We start from the raw sequence: 19,049 nt of genomic DNA on the forward strand, positions 1-19,049 counted from the left end.
GGGATGTTCGAGGAGCTGCGGCAGGTACTCGGCCCGGAGGCCGGGCTGCCCATGGAGCAGGAGGAGCTCCTCGACGTCCTCTGGCTGGCGGCACGCATACCGTCCCGCCGGGCGGCGCCCCTGGCCACACAGGCCCCGCAGGCCCTGGACCCCCGGCCTCCGGACGCCGAACCCGCCCGGCGGGACGCGGATGAAGAACCGGACGCACCCGCCCGTCCCGGCTCGAGAGGACGGAAAGGGCAGGGGGAGGGGAAGGGAGAGGCCGCCCGCCTCGCTCCGCATCTGGCGGTCGCCTCCGGCCCCTTGGCCGCCGAGCCGCCGACAGGAGCCCTGTGGACCCCCGGCGCCCGTGCCCTCGGTCCGACGCTGGCCCTGGGCAGAGCCCTGCGTCCACTGAAGCGGCGCGTCCCGAGTCGTCGCCGCACCGAACTCGACGAGGCCGCCACCGCCGACCTCCAGGCCGACACACGCGTCCCGCAGTTGGTACTGCGGGCCAAGCCGGAGCGATGGCTGCGGCTGGCTCTGATCATCGACGGCGGTGTGTCCATGCCGCTCTGGCAGCGACAGTGCGCCGAGCTCAAGGGCCTCTTCGAACGCAGCGGTGCCTTCCGGCAGGTGGAGACCCACCAGATCCGCTACGACACCGAGGGGGCCGCGGTCCGTCTCGGGCGCCCCTGGACCACCGACCCGCCGACCCGTCCCGCCGACACCGTCTCGGACGCTTCCGGACGGACCATGGTCCTGGTCGTCACGGACGGCGCGACCCCCGCGTGGCGCGACGGACGCCTGCGGCCCGTGCTCGAAGGGTGGGCCCGCTGCGGCCCCACCGCCGTGCTCCACACCCTGCCCCGCCGGCTGTGGGCGGGCTCCGGCGTACGGGCGGACACCTGGCACGTCACCTCTCCCCGCCCGGGAGCGGCGAACGCCGCCTGGACGGTGACCGACCAGGTACTCCCGCCGAGCGTCGCACCGCCCCCGCCGGTCCCCGTCCCTGTCCTGGAGCTGACCCCGGCGGGCTTCGCGACCTGGGCCGCCGTCAACACGCTCGTCGGCCGCCCGGTCCCCGTCCGCCTGTGGGCTCCTCATCTGAGCCGGTCACCGGTCGGTGAGCCGGTCCCCGTGTCCGTACGGGACTTCGCCCGCGCCGCCTCCCCCGAGGCGCTGCGCCTGGCCGCGCACCTGGCAGCCATGGCCCCCGTCACCGTGCCCGTGATGCAGCTCGTCCATTCCTGTCTCGACCAGCGCCAGGGCAGCGCACCGCTGGCAGAGGTCTTCCTCGGCGGTCTGGTGCAGCCCCTCCCTCGGTCCGGGGACGTCCGGCTCACCGGCCGCCACCGCCTGTTCGACTTCACTCCGGAGGCCAAGGACCTCCTCCTCGACGCCGTCCCCACCGCGGAACTCCTCGACTGCAGCCGCCGGGTGGGGGAGCGCATCGAGTCCTTGATCGGCCGCTCCTCGGACTTTCCGGCCTGGCCGCTGGACCGGGACGAGACGGAGACGGCCACGCCCTTCGCGTACCTGGGTCCCGCGATGCAGGCGAGGCTGGGCGTGCGGGGCGAGGCATCCGGTGGGGTGGAGATCTCCCCGCCGACCGAGGAGACCGGGTTCGCGTGGGTGGGTGGGGACGGGCTGGAAGCATCGGTACGGCTGTTGTCCGAGGAACTGGGCGTGCCGGTCCTCGACGTGGTGCCTCCCCGGTGGGACGTCGTCATGAGCCTGGTGGACTCGGTCGCCGCGTCGCGGGGCGAGCCGCCCGAGGGCGTCCGGCCCCGGCTGCGCGAGCAGTACCTCGACATGGTGCTGCCGCTGTGTGCGCAGGCAGTCCGCGACGTGTTCGCCCGCGTACGGCGTGCCCCCCACGACACGGACGTGTTGCTCCTGCATCTGCTCACGTACGTCCACGACCGGCCCACCGTGGCGCCGTTGAGCGAGACGGAGATCGCCGAGGATCTGACGCGCTACCTCGACGAGCGAGGTCTCCACCTCGACCGTGAGCGCCGCCTCGGTCCATGGACAGAGCGCCGTCACGACCTGCTCTGGCGCGTCGAGGACCGGTACTGTCCCGTGGAGATCAGGGGCGCCGCATCACCCTTCGGGTGGCCGGACCGATCGCGGGTGGCGGAGTACATGGCCCCGCTGGTCGATGCCGCCCCCACCGGATTCCTCATGATGGTGGACGACGACGAGAAACCCGACGGAGCGGTGTCGCTCGACGCATGCGTGAGCGTCTGGCCGGACCTGTCCGTCATCGGACTGCGCTTCCAGAACAGGGCTCCGGCGGACCAGTCGCACCTGCCGGGGAACCACAGGATCTGTATCGCCATCGACATCGTCGGATACGGGCGGATGGGCGCGCGCACCCGGACCAGGATGCGGGAAGCCCTGGGTGACGTCCTCGACCACGCGGTGCGGATGACCGGGGTGGCCCGCCGGGCGTGGGTCCGCGAGGACCGCGGCGACGGCTTCCTCGTGCTGCTGCCCCACGGAGTGGACGAGGCCAGGGTGGTCCGGGGCTTCGTCGACGGTCTCACCCAAGGGCTGGAACACTCCCACGAGCAGGGGACCCGGATGCGGGTCAGGGTCGCGATGGACCTGGGAATCGCGGCCATGGGTGAGCGCGGCGCGCTGGGGGAGGCCGTGCTCCGTGCCACCCGCCTGGCCGATTCGGCCGTCTTGAGACGGTGCCGGGCGGACGCCGCGCTCCTCGTGTCGGAGCCGTTGTACGCGAGCGTGCCGGAACTCCACGGCCGCCTTCGGCGGGTGAGGATCGAGGACAACGGGCTTCAGACATGGGCGTGGCTCCAACCGGACCCGCCGGACCACCTGGAGCTGCCCGACCGCGACCGCTCCAACGCGGTGCTCATCGGGGCCGGTTCCTACGAGGAACTGCCCGACCTTCCGCAGGTGCTCCGCGGACTGGTGGATCTGTCGGATCTCCTGTCGGATCCGTCGGACGGATCCTTCGCCCCGGGCCGCACCACGGTGATGGCGAACCCGGAGAGTCGGGGCCAGATCCTGGAGGTGGTCGAGCGTGCTGCCGCTGCCGCCGAGGACGTGCTGTTGGTGTACTTCGCCGGACACAGCGTCTTCGATTCCGTCAACGGTGACCTGAGTCTGGCCGTCCGTGACACCCCTCCGCACTCGCCGGTCATGGCCGTGTCCACCGACGAGATCCGAGCGGCCGTCGGCCGCAGCCCGGCCCGGCACAAGGTCGTCGTCCTCGACTGTTACTACAGCGGCGCGGCGGGGGTCGACTCGCTGCCGGGCGTGTTCAACATCGTGCCGTACCCCGGAGACGTCCTTTTCATGGCGGCGTCCGCCCAGGACGCGCGGACCCCGTCAGGAGCCCTCTATACGACCTTCACCGGTGAACTCATCGACATCCTGAGACACGGGCTGGGCGGCGGCCCGGAGGTCATCTCGCTGGACCTGCTGTACGCGGAGGTGCAACACCGGCTCCGCGCACGGAACCTCCGCCAGCCGACGCTCATGGGCGACAACCCGGCCGGCGTGGGGATCGCTCGCAACCGCGCCCGTTAGGAAGCGCCCGCGGCGCACTCCGCACACGTCCCGAAGATCTCCACCGTATGGGCGACATTCACATACCCGTGCTCCGCCGCGATCGCCTCCGCCCACTTCTCCACCGCCGGTCCCTCGACCTCGACCGCCTTGCCGCAGGCGCGGCAGACGAGGTGGTGGTGATGGTCGCCGGTGGAGCAGCGGCGGTAGACGGACTCGCCGTCGGAGGTGCGCAGGACGTCCACCTCGCCGGCGTCGGCGAGGGACTGGAGGGTGCGGTACACGGTGGTCAGGCCGACCGAGTCGCCCTTGTGCTTGAGCATGTCGTGGAGTTCCTGCGCGCTGCGGAACTCCTCGACCTCGTCCAGTGCCGCCGCGACGGCGGCGCGCTGCCGGGTGGCACGGCCCTTCACGGGCGGTCCAGCGGTCGTCACCGTTGCCTCCTCACGTCTGCGGCTTGCCGGCCCATTGTGCCAGCCCGCCCTGTGCCGGGTCGGACGCCGGCCTGGGGTCGGCCTTCCGATCAGGCCACGGACGCGGGGTCCGGTGCGCGCGTCTGCCCCGTTGTCCTCGGCTGCCGGCGCTCCGCGTCGACGCCCTCCTCCGCCTTGCGGCTGCCCGCACCGGACCCCGGTCACCGGCGCCGACCAGCACTGTCACCGTCCTGTGGCCTGCCCCGGAAGGCCGACCCCGTCGCCGGCCCCCGGGGTGGCCGGAATCGTGCACTCCGCCGGGTCGGCGGCCGGGTGGGCGGCGGCTGCCGCGCGGGCGCGGCGGCGGGCCAGCGGGGCGGCCAGCACGCTCAGCGTGATGAACGCGGCGATGGTCAGCAGCACGATCGTCGCGCCGGGCGGTACGTCCTGGTAGTACGAGGTGACCGTGCCGCCGATGGTCACGCAGACGCCGATCGCCACGGCGATCGCGAAGGTCGCGGCGAAGCTGCGGCTGAGCTGCTGGGCGGCGGCCACCGGGACGACCATCAGGGCCGAGACGAGCAGCAGGCCGACCACACGCATCGCGACCGTCACGGTCACCGCCGCCGTGACCGCCGTCAGCAGGTTCAGGGCGCGGACCGGCAGGCCGGTGACGCGCGCGAACTCCTCGTCCTGGCTGACCGCGAAGAGCTGGCGGCGCAGGCCCACAGTGACCAGGACGACGAACGCGGCCAGCAGGCAGATCGACGTCACGTCGGTTTCCGACACCGTCGACAGGGAGCCGAAGAGGTACGAGGTCAGGTTGGCGTTGGAGCCGCCCGGCGCGAGGTTGATGAACATCACGCCGCCGGCCATTCCGCCGTAGAAGAGCATGGCGAGGGCGATGTCGCCGCGGGTGCGGCCGTACCAGCGGATCAGTTCCATCAGCACCGCGCCGAGGACCGAGACCGCGGTCGCCATCCAGACCGGGGACGTGGAGAGCAGGAAGCCGAGGCCGACGCCGGTCATCGCGACATGGCCGATGCCGTCGCCCATCAGGGCCTGGCGGCGCTGGACCAGGTAGATGCCGACGGCGGGGGCGGTGATGCCGACGAGGACGGCGGCGAGCAGGGCCCGCTGCATGAAGGCGTAGTCGAGGAAGTCCATCAGCTCAGCAGTCCTGTGCGCAGCGGTTCGGCACCTACCGGTGCATGCGGGTGTACGTGGTCGTGGCCGGGCAGGGCGTGCTGGCCGACGGCCTTCGGCGGTGGGCCGTCGTGCTGGACACAGCCGTCGCGCAGGACGACCGCCCGGTCGATCAGCGGCTCCAGGGGGCCCAGTTCGTGCAGGACGAGGAGGACCGTCGTACCGGCCGCGACCTGGTCCTTCAGGGTCTGCGCCAGCACCTCCTGGCTGGCCAGGTCCACGCCGGCCATCGGCTCGTCCATGATCAGCAGCTCGGGCCCGGAGGCCAGGGCGCGGGCGATCAGGACGCGCTGGTGCTGGCCGCCGGAGAGCGCGTCGACGTTGTCCTTCGCCCGGTCCGCCATGCCGACCAGGTCCAGGGCGTGCCGTACGGCCTCCCGGTCGCCCTTGCGGAAGACGCCGAAGCGGGTCCGTGAGAGGCGGCCGGAGGAGACGACCTCGGTGACGGTGGCGGGGACGCCGCCGGCGGCCGTGGTGCGCTGCGGGACGTACCCGATCCGCGCCCAGTCCCGGAACCGCCGGCGCGGGGTGCCGAACAGCTCGATCTCCCCGGCGGCGGTCGCCACCTGGCCGATGATCGTGCGGACGGCGGTCGACTTGCCGGAGCCGTTGGCCCCGAGCAGCGCGACGACCTCACCGCGGTGCACGGTGAGGTCGATGCCCCGCAGGACGGGGCGCGAGCCCAGGTCGGCGCGGACTGCGCGCAGGGAAATGACGGGCTCCGTCATGCCGCTCTCCGATCGGCTTGTCACTTGGCTCCCAGGGCCTTCTGGAGCGCCTTGAGGTTCGCCTGCTGGACCGAGAAGTAGTCCTTGCCGCGGGACTTGTCCGTGATGCCCTCGATCGGGTCGAGGACGTCCGTCGTCAGTCCGGCGTCGGAGGCGATGGTCTTCGCGGTCTTGTCGCTGACGAGCGTCTCGTAGAACACGGTGGTGACGCCGTCGGCCTTCGCCATCTTCTCAAGCTCCTTCACGCGCGCCGCGCTGGGCTCCGACTCGGGGTCGAGGCCGTTGATGGCCTCCTCGGTCAGGCCGTAGCGCTCGGCGAGGTAGCCGAAGGCGGCGTGGGTGGTGATGAAGACCTTGGTCTTCGTGTCCGCGAGCCCGTCCTTGAACTCGGTGTTCAGGGCGTCGAGCTTCTTCACGAGCGCCGCCGTGTTGGCCCTGTAGTCGGCCGCGTGGTCCGGGTCGGCCTTCTCGAAGGCCTTGCCGACGCCCTCGGCGACTTGTGCGTAGCGCACCGGGTCGAGCCAGATGTGGGGGTCGAGGCCGGACAGCTCCTCGTCGGCGTGGTCGTCGTGCTCGGCCGCGTGGCCGCCGACCTCGTTGCCGTGCTTCTCCAGGGAGGTGAGGGCGGAGGCGTCGATCTTGGTCTTGACCTCGGACTGGGCCACCGCGTCGTCGACGGAGGGCTGGAGGTTCTTGAGGTAGAGCACCGCGTCGGACTCCTGGAGCTGCGCGGTCTGCCGGGCGCTGATCTCCAGGTCGTGCGGTTCCTGGCCGGGCTGGGTGAGACTGGTGACGTGGACGTGGTCGCCGCCTATCCGCTCGGCGAGGAAGGCCATCGGGTAGAACGACGCGACGACGTCGAACCTGTCGGTGTTGCCGGCGGCACTGGCCCCCGAGCAGGCGGTGAGGGTGCCGAGGCCGAGGGCGGCGGTGGCCGCCATGGCTATGCCGGATATGTGCTGACGCCGTACGTTCATGACAGTCATTTTCAACAAATATGGAAACCGTTGTCAACAAGCTGCGGCAAGGATCGCGGCAAGGGCCGGTTAAGGGTCGGGTAAGGGAACCGATTTGGTTCAGGGGGAGCCCCCGCCGGTACCCTGAATCATTCGCTGGAAGCATCTCGCTTCGTCGCCCGTCGTCGTTATGAAGAGAGCACCGTGGCCGCCGACAAGATCGACACCATCGTCAGCCTGAGCAAGCGCCGTGGCTTTGTATTCCCCTGCAGTGAGATCTACGGCGGCCAGCGTGCCGCCTGGGACTACGGACCGCTGGGTGTCGAGCTCAAGGAGAACCTGAAGCGCCAGTGGTGGCGCTACATGGTGACGTCGCGCGAGGACGTGGTCGGTATCGACTCGTCCGTCATCCTGGCCCCCGAGGTCTGGGTCGCCTCCGGTCACGTCGCCACCTTCTCCGACCCGCTGACCGAGTGCACCTCCTGCCACAAGCGGTTCCGCGCGGACCACCTCGAGGAGGCCTACGAGGCCAAGCACGGCCGTCCCCCGGCGAACGGCCTGGCCGACATCAACTGCACCCACTGCGGTACGAAGGGCCAGTTCACCGAGCCCAAGCAGTTCTCGGGCCTGCTCTCCACCCACCTCGGCCCGACGCAGGACACCGGCTCGATCGCCTATCTGCGCCCCGAGACCGCCCAGGGCATCTTCACCAACTTCGCCCAGGTGCAGACCACCTCGCGCCGCAAGCCGCCGTTCGGCATCGCGCAGGTGGGCAAGTCCTTCCGCAACGAGATCACGCCCGGCAACTTCATCTTCCGCACCCGCGAGTTCGAGCAGATGGAGATGGAGTTCTTCGTCAAGCCGGGCGAGGACGAGAAGTGGCAGGAGTACTGGATGGAGCAGCGCTGGAACTGGTACACCGGCCTGGGCCTGCGCGAGGAGAACATGCGGTGGTACGAGCACCCCAAGGAGAAGCTCTCCCACTACTCCAAGCGCACCGCTGACATCGAGTACCGCTTCCAGTTCGGCGGCAACGAGTGGGGCGAGCTCGAGGGTGTCGCCAACCGCACCGACTACGACCTCGGCGCGCACTCCAAGGCCTCCGGCCAGGACCTCTCCTACTTCGACCAGGAGGCCGGCGAGCGCTGGACGCCGTACGTCATCGAGCCGGCGGCCGGTGTCGGCCGCGCGATGCTGGCGTTCCTGCTCGACGCCTACGTCGAGGACGAGGCCCCCAACGCCAAGGGCAAGCTGGAGAAGCGCACGGTCCTGCGCCTCGACCACCGCCTCGCCCCGGTGAAGGTCGCGGTCCTGCCGCTGTCCCGCAACCCCGAGCTGTCCCCGAAGGCCAAGGGCCTCGCCGCCGCGCTGCGCCAGCACTGGAACATCGAGTTCGACGACGCGGGCGCGATCGGCCGCCGCTACCGCCGCCAGGACGAGATCGGCACGCCGTACTGCGTCACGGTCGACTTCGACACCCTCGAGGACAACGCCGTCACCGTGCGCGAGCGTGACTCCATGAAGCAGGAGCGCGTCTCCCTCGACCAGATCGAGAGCTACCTGGCGGGCCGCCTGCTCGGCTGCTAGGCGCACACGGCACGACACCACGAGGCCGGTTCCGGCGGGGAGACCCACCGGAACCGGCCTCTCGGCCTGTCGTCCCGCGGTGCCTACAGGTCGACGTCCATGTAGAGCGCCGCGTGGTCCGAGGCCTCGTCGGCCTTCGAGGTGACCGTGTCGAAGGACTTGAAGGACTTCGGCGCCCACACCCCGCGCCGCTCCACGTCCACGTGCTGCACCTTCCCGAACAGCTCCGGCGAGCACAGCAGATAGTCGATCTTCTGGTCGAGGGAGTGGCCGGTCCCGAAGGTGCCGAGGTCGCCCGTGTACGAGGGGTGGCTCATCGCGTCCTGGGCCCCGGTGGCGAGCAGCTTCTTGACCGCGGGGCTGTCGGGGGAGTCGTTGAGGTCGCCGGCGACCAGGACGCGGGGGGAGCGTCCGAGGGCGTGCGTGTAGATCTCCGCGACCCGCTCGCCCTGGGCCAGCCGCAGCGCCGCGCCGGCCGAACCGCCGCCCCGCTTGCTCTTGAAGTGGTTCCCGAGGATCCACAGCGGGGTCCCGTTGACCGCGATCTCCCACTCCACGCAGTCCCGGCTGAACACCGGATCGCCGTTCGGGCGCAGATCGAAGATGTGCGAGCGGATCGAGCTGATGGGGTGGCGGCTGAGGATGCCGACGTCGATGCCGCGCGGGTCGTTGCCGTCGATCAGCATGCTGTACGGGTAGGGCCGTTTCCCCAGGGCCCCGCCGAGGACCTGCCGGTTGAAGCGGTCCAGGGTGAGCCGGTCCTCGACCTCGACCGTGAGCAGGATGTCGGCGTTGACCTCGGCGACCACCCGGCCGGTGTTGCGGACCACGTCCCAGTTGAGTTCGGACCGCACCAGCTCGGCCCAACCGGTCCATTTCCCACGGCCCTTGGCGATGACCTCGATGACGGGATCGTCCTCCGGGGGATGCGTCCTGAAGAGCGCGGCGGAGCCGCCCCGGGTCTCGTTGACGACGAACGGCGGGGGCTCGTGCCGGGGGTTCTGGTCCCAGGCCCGGTGCTCCTTGATGATCTCGGCGATACGCGTCCTGTCGTCGTCGCCGTAGACGTCCTTGTCCAGCAGGCCGACCAGTTCGGCGAAGTCGGCGAGGACCCGCCGGCGCTCCTGGTCGTCCGGGAGCTCGAAGACCCTGGGGCGGCGGAACAGGTTCTCCGCGTTGAATGTGCCGATACGAATCGTCATGGCTCCTCCTGGGAGGTGACTGTTCGCGGACAATTCCCATTTTCCGGGCAGTGGCGTGCTGTGTCGCGTCGACAGCATGGAAGGCGGACAGGTATGGACTGACAGATATTGAAATCTGTCATCCGTCATGCCAGGGTGGAGGCATGACCCTCCCCATCCGCCCCCTCGGCCGCACCGGCCCGCAGGTCTCCGCCCTCGGCCTCGGCTGCATGGGCATGACCGCTCTGTACGGCGGCGCGGACCGCGCCGAGTCCCTCGCCACGATCCACGCCGCACTGGAGGCCGGCGTCACCCTGCTGGACACCGGCGACTTCTACGGCATGGGCAGCAACGAACTGCTGATCGGCGAGGCGCTGCGCACCGCGCCCGCCGCCCGCCGTGAGCAGGCCCTGGTCAGCGTGAAGTTCGGCGCCCTGCGCGCCCCCGACGGCTCCTGGCTGGGCTACGACGGCCGGCCCGCCGCCGTGAAGAACTTCGCCGCCTACTCCCTCCAGCGCCTCGGCGTCGACCACCTCGACGTCTACCGCATCGCCCGCCTCGACACCGACGTCCCGATCGAGGAGACGGTCGGCGCCCTCGCCGAACTCGTCCAGCAGGGGTACGTCCGTCACATCGGCCTCAGCGAGGTCGGCGCCGAGACGATCCGCAGGGCCGCCGCGACCGCCCCGATCGCCGACCTCCAGATCGAGTACTCGCTGATCTCCCGCGGCATCGAGCGGTCGATCCTGCCCGTCACCCGCGAACTGGGCATCTCCGTCACCGCGTACGGCGTCCTCGGCCGGGGCCTGATCTCCGGGCACTTCACCGCCGAACGGCAGCTCGACACAGGCGACTTCCGCACCTACTCGCCCCGCTTCCAGGGCGAGAACCTCCGCCACAACCTGACCCTGGTCGAAGCCCTGCGCCAGGTCGCCGACCGCAAGGGCGTCTCCGTCGCCCAGACCGTGATCGCCTGGGTGCTCGCCCAGGGCGAGGACATCGTCCCGCTGATCGGCGCCCGCTCCAGGGAGCGGCTCGCGGAGTCGCTGGGCGCCCTGGACGTCGTACTCGACAAGACGGACCTCGCGGCGATCGAGGAGGCCGTTCCGGACGGCGCGGCGGCCGGCGAGCGCTATGCGCCGGCGGCGATGGAAAGCCTCGACAGCGAGCGCTGACACCTTCCCCGGTACCGTCTGACCATGGCCCCGCCGCAGTCCTCCGAGACCCTGACCCCCGAGCGCATCCTCGAAGCGACCGAGGAGGTGCTGCGGCGCCACGGCCCGGCGAAGGCCACCGTGGTGGACGTGGCCCGCGCGCTCGGGGTCAGTCACGGCAGCGTCTACCGGCACTTCCGGACGAAGGCGGCGCTGCGCGAGGCGGTCACCAAGCGGTGGCTGGACCGTACGTCGGAGGCGCTCGCCGGCATCGCCACCGACCCGGCGCGCCCCCCGCAGACCCGGCTGCGCGACTGGCTCGCCGCGCTCTTCGAGGCCAAGCGGCGCAAGGCGGGCGACGATCCGGAGCTGTTCGCCACCTATCTGGTGCTCACCAAGGAGAGCGGCGAGGCGGTCGGCGAGCACATCGCCGACCTCACCGGCCAGCTCGCGACGATCATCACGGCGGGGCTCGCCTCCGGCGCCTTCACCGTCCCCGATCCGGCCGTCGCCGCCCGCGCCGTCTTCCAGGCCACCGGCCGCTTCCACGACCCCGGCTATCTGGCCGTGTGGGAACGGCCCGACGCGCAAGCGGACTTCGAGGAACTCGTGGAACTGCTGGTGAGAGGGCTGGCGGCGGGCTGAACGAGCCGGTTGTACGGGCCAACGGTTCCGCGCGTTAGAGTGTGCCGCCGACCACGACGGACCTGACACGAACCGGGAGAGACCCAGATGCCTCCGACGATCCGCAGGGCGGTGATCCCCGCCGCCGGACTCGGCTCCCGTCTGCTGCCGCTGACCAAGGCGACCCCGAAGGAGATGCTCCCGGTCGGCGACAAGCCGGTGATCGAGCACACCGTGCGCGAGCTGGTGGACTCCGGCATCACGGACATCACCATCGTCGTCTCCGGCGGCAAGTCCCTCATCCAGGACCACTTCCGTCCCAACCCCGCCCTCGTCGAACAGCTCCGCGCCGACGGCAAGCCGGCCTACGCGGACGCCGTCGAGGAGATCGCCGAGCTGGCCCGCAAGGGACACATCACCTACCTGGACCAGCGCGGCCCCTACGGCAACGGCACCCCGGTCCTCAACGCCGCCCGCTCCTTCGGCGACGAGCCCGTCCTCGTCCTGTGGCCCGACGACGTGTTCGTCGCCGAGGTCCCCCGCGCCCAGCAGCTCATCCGCGCCTACGAGCAGACCGGCTGCCCCGTCCTCGCCCTGATGCCGATGGACCCCGCCGACTCCCAGCGCTACGGCGTCCCCCTCGTCAAGGAGGACCTCGGCGGCGGCACCCTGCGCATCACCGGCCTCGTCGAGAAGCCCGAGCCGACCGCCGCGCCCTCCTCCTACGCGGCCATCGGCGGCTATGTCATCACCCCCGGCATCGTCGACGAACTGCGCGAGCAGACCCGCCGCTGGTACGAGCACCGCACCGGCGAGATCTACCTGACCGACGCCATCAACGCCTACGCCGCCACCCGCGCCGTCTACGGCCAGGTCATCCAGGGCCGCTGGTACGACACCGGCAACCCCGCCGACTACCTGGTCGCCCAGATGGCCCACGCCCTCGCCCACCCGGAGTACGGCCCCCTGCTGCGAGGCCTGGTCAGCGACCTCGACGACTCCGCCTCCTAGGCCACGTCCGACCTAGGCCGCGTCCGCCGTGGCGGTGCACCGCCAGAAGTCCCGCATCAGCGGGGTCGGCGTCGGGTTCTCCATCGCCACCTGTGTCAGCAGGATCGTGACCGTTCCCGTGGCCGGGACGACGTGGGCCGTGGTGCCCGTGCCGCCGACCCAGCCGTAGCGGCCCGGCACGTTCCACCGGTCCAGGGGGGCCACGTCGACCTGGCCGCCGTAGCCCCAGCCCTGGCCCTCCAGGAACAGCCGCGCCCTCTCCCGCTGCACCGCGCTCAGGTGATTGCTCGTCAGACGGCTCACCGAGGCGGGGGAGAGGAGCCCGCCGCCGCCCTCCAGCAGGAGGCGGGCGAAGGCCAGCCAGTCGTCGGCCGTCGAGACGAGCCCCCCGCCGCCCGAAGGAAAGGCGGGGAGGCCGCTCCACTGGCCGTCCGGACGGTCCGCCACCTCCAGCGCGCCGGCGCCGTCGGGACGGTACGCGGTCGTCAGACGGGCCCGCTTCCCCTCCGGGACCTCGAACGCCGTGTCCTTCATGCCCAGCGGCTCCAGCAGCCGCTCCGCCAGGAACTCGGGCAGGGACCGGCCCGACGCCCGCGCGATCAGGATGCCCTGCAAATCCGACGCCGTGCCGTACAGCCATGCCTCGCCCGGCTGGTACAGCAGCGGCACCCGGGCCAGCTCCGTGAGCCAGACGTCCGGCGCCGGGTACGCCTGGGGTGCCCGTCCGTCCTTCTGCACCCCGAACAGCTCCCGCACCGCCGGCAGGGTGAAGTCGGAGGGGAAGCCCCAGCCGGGACGGGAGGACAGCAGATCCTCCACGGTGATCGGACGGGCCGCCGGGACCACGTCCGTCACGGGAGCGGACGGGGTGCGGACCACCCGGGGACGGGCCAGCTCGGGCAGCCACTCGGCCACCGGAGCGTCCAGCCCCACGACCCCCTCGTCCACCAGCATCAGCAACGCGGCCGCCGTGAGCGGCTTGGTGATCGACGCGATCCGGAACAGGGAGTCACGGGCCATCGGGGCGGAACCGTCGGCGTCGACCGAGCCCACGGCCACGACCTCCACCTCGTCCCCACGGGCCACGAGGCCCACCGCTCCCGGAACCGTCCCGTCGTCGACGTACCGTCGCAGGGTGGAGTCAAGCGTGCTCATGCCGTCGGCCCTCCGGTGCGGGAACAGCGCCCTCGTGCGCTGTCGGCTACGACACCTACGACTCACCGCGCGCCCGGAACTCATCGCCCGGCAGGTCCCCCCGACGGGTCCACCGTCGCCTGGTGGGCCTCGGCGAGGTGTTCCGCCGCCTTCAGCCAGGGCAGGAACTGGGCGCCCTTGCGCCAGCCGCACGTGTCGCACTCGATGGTGCGCTGCACGCCCGCCTTGCGCACCCGGACGACATGCTCGCGCCCGTGCTGGTCCCAGCGGCTCACCTTGCTCTGATCGATCTGCGGCATGACGCCTCCAGCGTCCCTGTCCGGGCAAACTCGGCCAGCAAGGAGTGTGCAGCACGGGCGACAGCAACGGGTTACGTCCGGCCCCGAGTTGACCAAGCCGTGCTCTTGGGCCGGCTGGGGCCGGGGACCGGCCCTAGCCGATCCGGCGGGGCAGGCGCAGGCTGAGCAGGCCCGTCGCCACCACCCCCGCCACCTGCACGGCCAGGGTCGTCACCAGGGCGTCCCGCATGCCCGACCCCGGGACCAGCGAGAGGAACAGGGTGCCGAGGGTGGCCACGCCCAGGGCCAGCGAGGCCTGTTGGGTGGTCACCATCATCCCGCTGCCGACGCCCGCCCGGGCCGGCGGCACCTCCGACATCACCATCCGCATGACGACCGGCAGTTGGAACGCCTGCCCGGCGCCCGCGACCGCCGTGCCCGGCAGCAGCTCCCGGACACCCACGTCCGGCCAGTCCGCGCGCACCGTCAGCAGGATCAGCAGCACACCGACGCCCTGGAGCACCGCCCCCGCCGTCACCACCCGCGACCCGAAGCGGGCCACCAGCCGGGGACCGGCGAGCGAGGCCAGGAAGAACGCCAGGGCCATCGGCGCGAGCGCCAGACCGGCCCGGACCGGGCCGAGACCCGCCCCGCTCTGCAGCGCCACCGCCACCACGAACATGAACCCGCTGAAGCCCACCGCGAGCGGCGCCATGATCGTCAGCCCGCGCCGCAGCGTGGTGAGCGCCAACAGGCTTGGCGGGACGAGCGGCGTACGGCCGCGGCGGTCGGCGCGCCGCTCGACGCCGTAGAACGCCGCCGCCACCAGCGGGAACGCGGCCAGCGACAGCCAGGTCCACAGCGGCCAGCCGGCCGCCCGTCCCTCGGTGAGCGGGGCCAGCAGGGTCAGCAGGGCGGCGGCGAGCAGGACGGTACCGGGGCCGTCCACCGGCTCGGGGTGCTGCGAGCGCGTCTCCGGGACGGTCCGCACGGCCAGGACCAGGCCCACGACGACCACCGGGACGTTCACCAGGAACACCGAACGCCAGCCGGTGCCGGCGATGTCCGCCGCGACCAGGACGCCGCCCAGGATCTGGCCCGCGACCATCGACAGGCCGGCCGTGGCGCCGTACAGGCTCATCGCCCTGGCGCGGCGCGGGCCCTCGGTGGACGACTGGATGGTGGCGAGCACCTGCGGGACCATCGCGGCGGCCGAGGCGCCCTGCGCGACCCGCGCCGCGACCAGCGACCACGCGTCGGGCGCGAGCCCGCAGGCCAGCGAGGTCAGCCCGAAGGCGGCCATCCCGCCGAGGAAGAGCCGGCGCCGGCCGAAGAGATCGCCCAGCCGGCCGCCGAGGACCAGCAGCACGGCGTACGCGACCCCGTACCCGGCGACGACGAGTTCCAGGACGGACTCGCTCGCCGCGAGGTCCCGGCCGATGGTCGGCAGGGCCACGTTGACGATGAAGAAGTCGATGAGGGGCAGCGCCGCGCCGAGCAGGACGGTGAACAGCCCGAGGGAGCCGAGGGGACGGGCCGGGGCCGCGGTGCGGGCGCCCGGCGGGACGGTGGTGGTGGTCGTTGACTGGGTCACGTCCCCGAGCCTGCGCCGCACCCCAGACGGGTACCAGAGTGTTCTTATCCTGGTAGCGGCAGTACCTGGCAACAGGGTCCGCGCCCCGGCACGCTGGAGGCATGACGACGATGGCCCAGGAAACGGCGGCCCGGCAAACCGCGGCCCGGCAAACCGCGGCCCCCGCCGCGGCGGGCAGCGGCTCGGAGATACGGCGGCACGAACTCGCCGCCTTCCTGCGCAGCCGCCGTGAGCGGATCACCCCGGAGCAGGTCGGTCTCCCGCGCGGGGCCCGCCGCCGTACGCCCGGGCTGCGCCGCGAGGAGGTCGCTCACCTCTCGGCGGTCGGCGTCACCTGGTACACCTGGCTCGAACAGGCCCGGGACATCCATGTCTCCGTACAGGTCCTGGACGCCCTCGCCCGCACCCTCATGCTCGACGGCGGCGAACGCGCCCACCTCTTCCAGCTCGCCGCCGCCACCGACCCGACGCCCGCCGCGAACTGCGAGGGCATCACCGACGCCGTGCGCATGCACCTGGACCAGCTCGACCCGCTGCCCGCCTGCGTCCAGAACAGCCGCTACGACATCCTGGCCTACAACCGCGCCTACGCCCGCCTCTTCTGCGACCTCGACGCGATCCCGCCCGAGGACCGCAACTGCATGCTCCTCGTCCACACCCACCCCGACTGGCGGTCCGCGATCGTCCACCTCGAGGAGACCATGCGGCTGATGGCGGCCAAGCTCCGCGCCTCCATGGCCGGCCATCTCTCCGAGCCGGCCTGGAAGATGCTGGTCAAACGGCTCCAGGCGGAGTCCCCGGAGTTCCGCGAGAACTGGGAGCGCTACGAGGTCGTCGTCGGCCGCACCAAGGTCAAGCAGTTCCGCAACCCCTACGTCGGCCTCCTCACCCTCCACCACACGGACCTGTGGCTCAGCCCGGACCACGGGGCCCGGCTGGTGTCGTACACACCGGTGGACGAGGAGTGCCGGGCGCGGCTGGAGAAGCTGTATCTGATGTTCAACGGGACGGGCACAGGGTGACCTTGTCACCGGGGTGCAGGACCACGGGCCGCCGCCAGCTCCGGATGGTCGTGGGGCGGCCGGACTTGTCCCACGCGATGACCGAGACCTGTCCGGCCGCTTCGACACAGGAGTGGGGGACAGCCCTGGGGCCCCACTCCACCACCTCGATGTCGTCCTTGCTCAGGACGTTCGTCAGCGCCTGCCGGTCCTCGACACCGATGCCCGCCTCCTTGATCGTCAGCGTCACACTCCCGTCACCGTGCCGCTCCACCGCGTACGCCCGCGACCCGCCCGCCGACCCGGGTACCGCGATCGCCACCGCCGCCGCGACGGCACAGGCCGCCAGGGCGAGCGAGACCCGGCGCCGGGTGAGGAGCCGTCGTGGACCGGGAACCGTCACCGCCTCCTCCCGCAGCGCGATCTCCCGCGTCAGCTCCGCCAGCAGCCGGTCCTCGAAGCTCTCCCGCGCGCTCATGCCTCACCTCTGACGACGTACAGCACTGACATCTCCGGCACCACCGACGCCTCCGCCTCCGCCTCCGCGCGGAGCGCCTTGCGGGCACGGTGCAGCCGCACCCGGGCCGTGACCTGGCGGATGCCGAGCGCGGCCGCCGCCTCCGTGACCGTGAGCTGGTCCACCGCCACCAGCTCGATCACCGCCCGCTCCCCCTCGGGCAGCCGGGCGAGCGCGGCCAGCAGCCGTCGGCCGGGGCTCTCCGCGTCGAGCTTGTCCTCCAGCCGGACGATGTCGTCGGCCTCCAGCAGCCGGCGCCCCGAGAACCGCCGGTCACGCTCCGCCTCCCGCGCGACGCGCCGCCGCTCCGAGGAGACGACGTTGCGTGCGATGCCGTACAGCCAGGCCGTCTCACTGCCGAGGCCCGGCCGGTAGGTGTGGGCCGAGTCGAGGACGGCGAGGAAGATCTCCGCGGTCAGGTCGGCGGCGGTGTGCGGATCGTCGACCCGCCGCGCCACGAACCGGGTCACCGCGTCCACATGCCGCCGGTAGAACTCCTCGAACTCCCCTAAGAGCCCTGTCCGCTCCCCGCCCTCCACAGGCGCCTCCTTCGCATCGGCTGCACCTGTTCTTGGCACGGCACCCGTAAAGCGTTACGGGAACGGCGGACGGCCCTCTCACCCCCCGCGCGGGATGAGAGGGCCGTGATGATCGGGCTCCGCTCGCTCAGGCCGTGACGCCGGCCGCCTCGCGGACCTCCCTCGCCTCCAGGCGCTCCGCCGTCCGCTGTGCGGTACGGCGGGCCCAGGGGCCCGTGGTCAGGGTGCCGAGGGTGAGGACGAGGAGGCCGCAGGCGGTGAGGATCCACCAGCCGGGGACGGCGGCGGAGACGAAGGTCTCGCGGTACGACGTCACGCTCACGCCCGCCGCCAGCACCGCGCCGACCACCGCGACGCCGAGGGTCTGGCCGAGCTGCCGGCTGGTGGAGGCGACCGCCGCCGCCACCCCGGCCTGGCTGCGGGGCATCCCGGAGACCGCCGTGTTGGTGATCGGCGCGTTCACGAAGCCGAAGCCGATGCCGAACAGGGTGTAGCCGAGGAACAGCGTCACATTCGAGGTCTCCGCGTCGAAGACGGCGAACAGCAGCCCGCTCGCCGTCATCGCGAGGCCCGCGATCACCAACGGCAGACGGGGACCCCGGCTGCCCACCAGCCGGCCGGACAGCGGCGCGCACAGGAACATCGGTACGGCCATCGGCAGCATCCACAGACCCGCCTGGAGCGCGTTCAGCCCCCGTACGTTCTGCAGGTAGAGCGTGGACAGGAACAGGAACCCGCCCAGCGAGGCGAACGCGCTGATCGCCACCACCGTCGCCCCGCTGAACGGCGCCGAGCGGAAGAACCGCAGGTCGATGAGGGGCTCGGTGCGCCGCGGCTCGTAGATCAGCAGTCCGGTCAGCGCGGCGAGGGCCAGCGCCGCGAAGGGGCCGCTGGTCGCGAGGCCCGCGCCGGGCGCCTCGATGATCGCGTACGTCAGGGAGCCGAAGAGCGTGATGACCAGGAGCTGGCCGACGGGGTCGGGGCGGCGGGCCCTCGGCGCGCGGGACTCGGGCACGAACCGGAGGGTGAGGAGCAGGGCCGCGAGGCCGACCGGGAGGTTGACCCAGAAGATCGCGCGCCAGCCCACCGACTCCACGAGCAGACCGCCCAGCAGCGGACCGGCCGCCATCGAGATGCCCACGACCGCGCCCCACACACCGATCGCACGGGCCCGCTCCCGTGGGTCGGTGAAGGTGTTGGTGATGATCGACATGGCGACCGGGTTCAGCATCGAGCCGCCGACCGCCTGCACCATCCGGGCCGCGATCAGCAGGTCCAGGCTGGGCGCGAGGGAGCACAGCAGCGAGCCGAGCGAGAACACGACCAGGCCGGCCATGAAGACCTTGCGGCGGCCGATCCGGTCGGCCGTGGAGCCCGCGAGCATCAGCAGCGCGGCCAGCACGACCGTGTAGGCGTCGATCGTCCACTGGAGTCCGGCGGTGGAGGCGTGCAGATCGCGTTCCATCGCGGGCAGGGCGACGTTCAGCGCGGTCGTGTCGAGGCTCACGATCAGCAGACTCATACAGCAGATCGCGAGGACGAGCCGACGGCGGCGGGGGCTGAGCTCGGGCATGCGTTAATAGTAC

General features: G+C 71.7%; 17 protein-coding genes. 6 read left to right on the top strand and 11 right to left on the bottom strand.

The genetic code is table 11. The features are described 5' to 3' along the window. Positions 1 to 3 precede the first annotated feature (3 nt). Complete coding sequence (locus OG852_RS32950; protein WP_330349852.1) at positions 4 to 3,540, top strand: caspase, EACC1-associated type; 3,537 nt, start codon at positions 4 to 6, stop codon at positions 3,538 to 3,540. Here the strand turns inward: OG852_RS32950 and OG852_RS32955 are convergent. From OG852_RS32955 to OG852_RS32970, 4 genes are all read right to left on the bottom strand, one after another. Then, positions 3,537 to 3,953, bottom strand: coding sequence for a Fur family transcriptional regulator (locus OG852_RS32955; protein WP_133911767.1), 417 nt, complete (start codon positions 3,951 to 3,953; stop codon positions 3,537 to 3,539). The two genes, OG852_RS32950 and OG852_RS32955, sit on opposite strands and share 4 nt — an antisense overlap. A gap of 222 nt (positions 3,954 to 4,175) precedes the next feature. Next, a complete protein-coding gene (locus tag OG852_RS32960) occupies positions 4,176 to 5,099 on the bottom strand; it encodes a metal ABC transporter permease (protein WP_330349853.1) in 924 nt (307 codons plus the stop codon). Further along, positions 5,099 to 5,866, bottom strand: a complete 768-nt coding sequence (locus OG852_RS32965; protein ID WP_133911769.1) for a metal ABC transporter ATP-binding protein — start codon at positions 5,864 to 5,866, stop codon at positions 5,099 to 5,101. Before OG852_RS32965 ends, OG852_RS32960 begins: the two co-directional genes overlap by 1 nt. Before the next feature lie 20 nt (positions 5,867 to 5,886). Then, positions 5,887 to 6,843: a metal ABC transporter substrate-binding protein gene (locus OG852_RS32970; protein WP_330349854.1), complete on the bottom strand. Its 957-nt coding sequence runs from the start codon at positions 6,841 to 6,843 to the stop codon at positions 5,887 to 5,889. Positions 6,844 to 7,026: 183 nt separating this feature from the next. On the opposite strand from OG852_RS32970, the gene OG852_RS32975 reads away from it, so the two are divergent. Beyond that, a complete protein-coding gene (locus tag OG852_RS32975) occupies positions 7,027 to 8,409 on the top strand; it encodes a glycine--tRNA ligase (protein WP_133911771.1) in 1,383 nt (460 codons plus the stop codon). A gap of 83 nt (positions 8,410 to 8,492) precedes the next feature. Here OG852_RS32975 and OG852_RS32980 read toward each other — a convergent pair whose 3' ends face one another. Beyond that, positions 8,493 to 9,611, bottom strand: a complete 1,119-nt coding sequence (locus OG852_RS32980) for an endonuclease/exonuclease/phosphatase family protein (RefSeq protein WP_133911772.1) — start codon at positions 9,609 to 9,611, stop codon at positions 8,493 to 8,495. A gap of 143 nt (positions 9,612 to 9,754) precedes the next feature. Here OG852_RS32980 and OG852_RS32985 point away from each other — a divergent pair, with 143 nt between their 5' ends. The 3 genes from OG852_RS32985 (at position 9,755) to OG852_RS32995 (ending at position 12,379) form a co-directional block, all read left to right on the top strand. Next, complete coding sequence (locus OG852_RS32985; protein WP_330349855.1) at positions 9,755 to 10,765, top strand: aldo/keto reductase; 1,011 nt, start codon at positions 9,755 to 9,757, stop codon at positions 10,763 to 10,765. A 24-nt stretch (positions 10,766 to 10,789) separates the two neighbouring features. Continuing rightward, a complete protein-coding gene (locus tag OG852_RS32990; protein WP_330349856.1) occupies positions 10,790 to 11,389 on the top strand; it encodes a TetR family transcriptional regulator in 600 nt (199 codons plus the stop codon). An 87-nt stretch (positions 11,390 to 11,476) separates the two neighbouring features. After that, positions 11,477 to 12,379, top strand: a complete 903-nt coding sequence (locus OG852_RS32995) for a UTP--glucose-1-phosphate uridylyltransferase (protein WP_133911775.1) — start codon at positions 11,477 to 11,479, stop codon at positions 12,377 to 12,379. Between the two features lie 12 nt (positions 12,380 to 12,391). Here OG852_RS32995 and OG852_RS33000 read toward each other — a convergent pair whose 3' ends face one another. The 3 genes from OG852_RS33000 to OG852_RS33010 form a co-directional block, all read right to left on the bottom strand. Continuing rightward, complete coding sequence (locus OG852_RS33000; RefSeq protein WP_133911776.1) at positions 12,392 to 13,534, bottom strand: serine hydrolase domain-containing protein; 1,143 nt, start codon at positions 13,532 to 13,534, stop codon at positions 12,392 to 12,394. Positions 13,535 to 13,614: 80 nt separating this feature from the next. Then, entirely contained in the window at positions 13,615 to 13,833 is a 219-nt protein-coding gene (locus OG852_RS33005) for a hypothetical protein (RefSeq protein WP_133911777.1), read from the bottom strand. A gap of 133 nt (positions 13,834 to 13,966) precedes the next feature. Further along, complete coding sequence (locus tag OG852_RS33010) at positions 13,967 to 15,406, bottom strand: MFS transporter (RefSeq protein WP_330349857.1); 1,440 nt, start codon at positions 15,404 to 15,406, stop codon at positions 13,967 to 13,969. A 101-nt stretch (positions 15,407 to 15,507) separates the two neighbouring features. Between OG852_RS33010 and OG852_RS33015 the strand changes: the two genes are divergently transcribed. Then, positions 15,508 to 16,428 carry a helix-turn-helix transcriptional regulator gene (locus OG852_RS33015; protein ID WP_133911779.1) on the top strand — a complete coding sequence of 307 codons (921 nt, stop codon included), beginning with the start codon at positions 15,508 to 15,510 and terminating at the stop codon, positions 16,426 to 16,428. Here the strand turns inward: OG852_RS33015 and OG852_RS33020 are convergent. The 3 genes from OG852_RS33020 to OG852_RS33030 form a co-directional block, all read right to left on the bottom strand. Beyond that, a complete protein-coding gene (locus OG852_RS33020; protein WP_330349858.1) occupies positions 16,406 to 16,885 on the bottom strand; it encodes a hypothetical protein in 480 nt (159 codons plus the stop codon). The two genes, OG852_RS33015 and OG852_RS33020, sit on opposite strands and share 23 nt — an antisense overlap. Beyond that, a complete protein-coding gene (locus OG852_RS33025; RefSeq protein ID WP_330349859.1) occupies positions 16,882 to 17,463 on the bottom strand; it encodes an RNA polymerase sigma factor in 582 nt (193 codons plus the stop codon). The genes OG852_RS33020 and OG852_RS33025 overlap by 4 nt, the downstream gene beginning before the upstream one ends. Positions 17,464 to 17,590: 127 nt before the next feature. Then, positions 17,591 to 19,036, bottom strand: a complete 1,446-nt coding sequence (locus OG852_RS33030; protein WP_133911781.1) for an MFS transporter — start codon at positions 19,034 to 19,036, stop codon at positions 17,591 to 17,593. Positions 19,037 to 19,049: the final 13 nt, after the last annotated feature.

It is taken from the genome of Streptomyces sp. NBC_00582, from assembly GCF_036345155.1.
GTDB lineage: Bacteria > Actinomycetota > Actinomycetes > Streptomycetales > Streptomycetaceae > Streptomyces.

Bases quoted from the DNA above. Each gene is read 5' to 3' on its own strand.
- OG852_RS32970 (WP_330349854.1), bottom strand. From the start codon at position 6,843: ATGAACGTACGGCGTCAGCACATATCCGGCATAGCCATGGCGGCCACC.
- OG852_RS33020 (WP_330349858.1), bottom strand. From the start codon at position 16,885: ATGAGCGCGCGGGAGAGCTTCGAGGACCGGCTGCTGGCGGAGCTGACG.
- OG852_RS33015 (WP_133911779.1), top strand. From the start codon at position 15,508: ATGACGACGATGGCCCAGGAAACGGCGGCCCGGCAAACCGCGGCCCGG.
- OG852_RS33000 (WP_133911776.1), bottom strand. From the start codon at position 13,534: ATGAGCACGCTTGACTCCACCCTGCGACGGTACGTCGACGACGGGACG.
- OG852_RS33005 (WP_133911777.1), bottom strand. From the start codon at position 13,833: ATGCCGCAGATCGATCAGAGCAAGGTGAGCCGCTGGGACCAGCACGGG.
- OG852_RS32985 (WP_330349855.1), top strand. From the start codon at position 9,755: ATGACCCTCCCCATCCGCCCCCTCGGCCGCACCGGCCCGCAGGTCTCC.
- OG852_RS32960 (WP_330349853.1), bottom strand. From the start codon at position 5,099: ATGGACTTCCTCGACTACGCCTTCATGCAGCGGGCCCTGCTCGCCGCC.
- OG852_RS32980 (WP_133911772.1), bottom strand. From the start codon at position 9,611: ATGACGATTCGTATCGGCACATTCAACGCGGAGAACCTGTTCCGCCGC.
- OG852_RS32995 (WP_133911775.1), top strand. From the start codon at position 11,477: ATGCCTCCGACGATCCGCAGGGCGGTGATCCCCGCCGCCGGACTCGGC.
- OG852_RS32990 (WP_330349856.1), top strand. From the start codon at position 10,790: ATGGCCCCGCCGCAGTCCTCCGAGACCCTGACCCCCGAGCGCATCCTC.
- OG852_RS33030 (WP_133911781.1), bottom strand. From the start codon at position 19,036: ATGCCCGAGCTCAGCCCCCGCCGCCGTCGGCTCGTCCTCGCGATCTGC.
- OG852_RS32965 (WP_133911769.1), bottom strand. From the start codon at position 5,866: ATGACGGAGCCCGTCATTTCCCTGCGCGCAGTCCGCGCCGACCTGGGC.
- OG852_RS32950 (WP_330349852.1), top strand. From the start codon at position 4: ATGTTCGAGGAGCTGCGGCAGGTACTCGGCCCGGAGGCCGGGCTGCCC.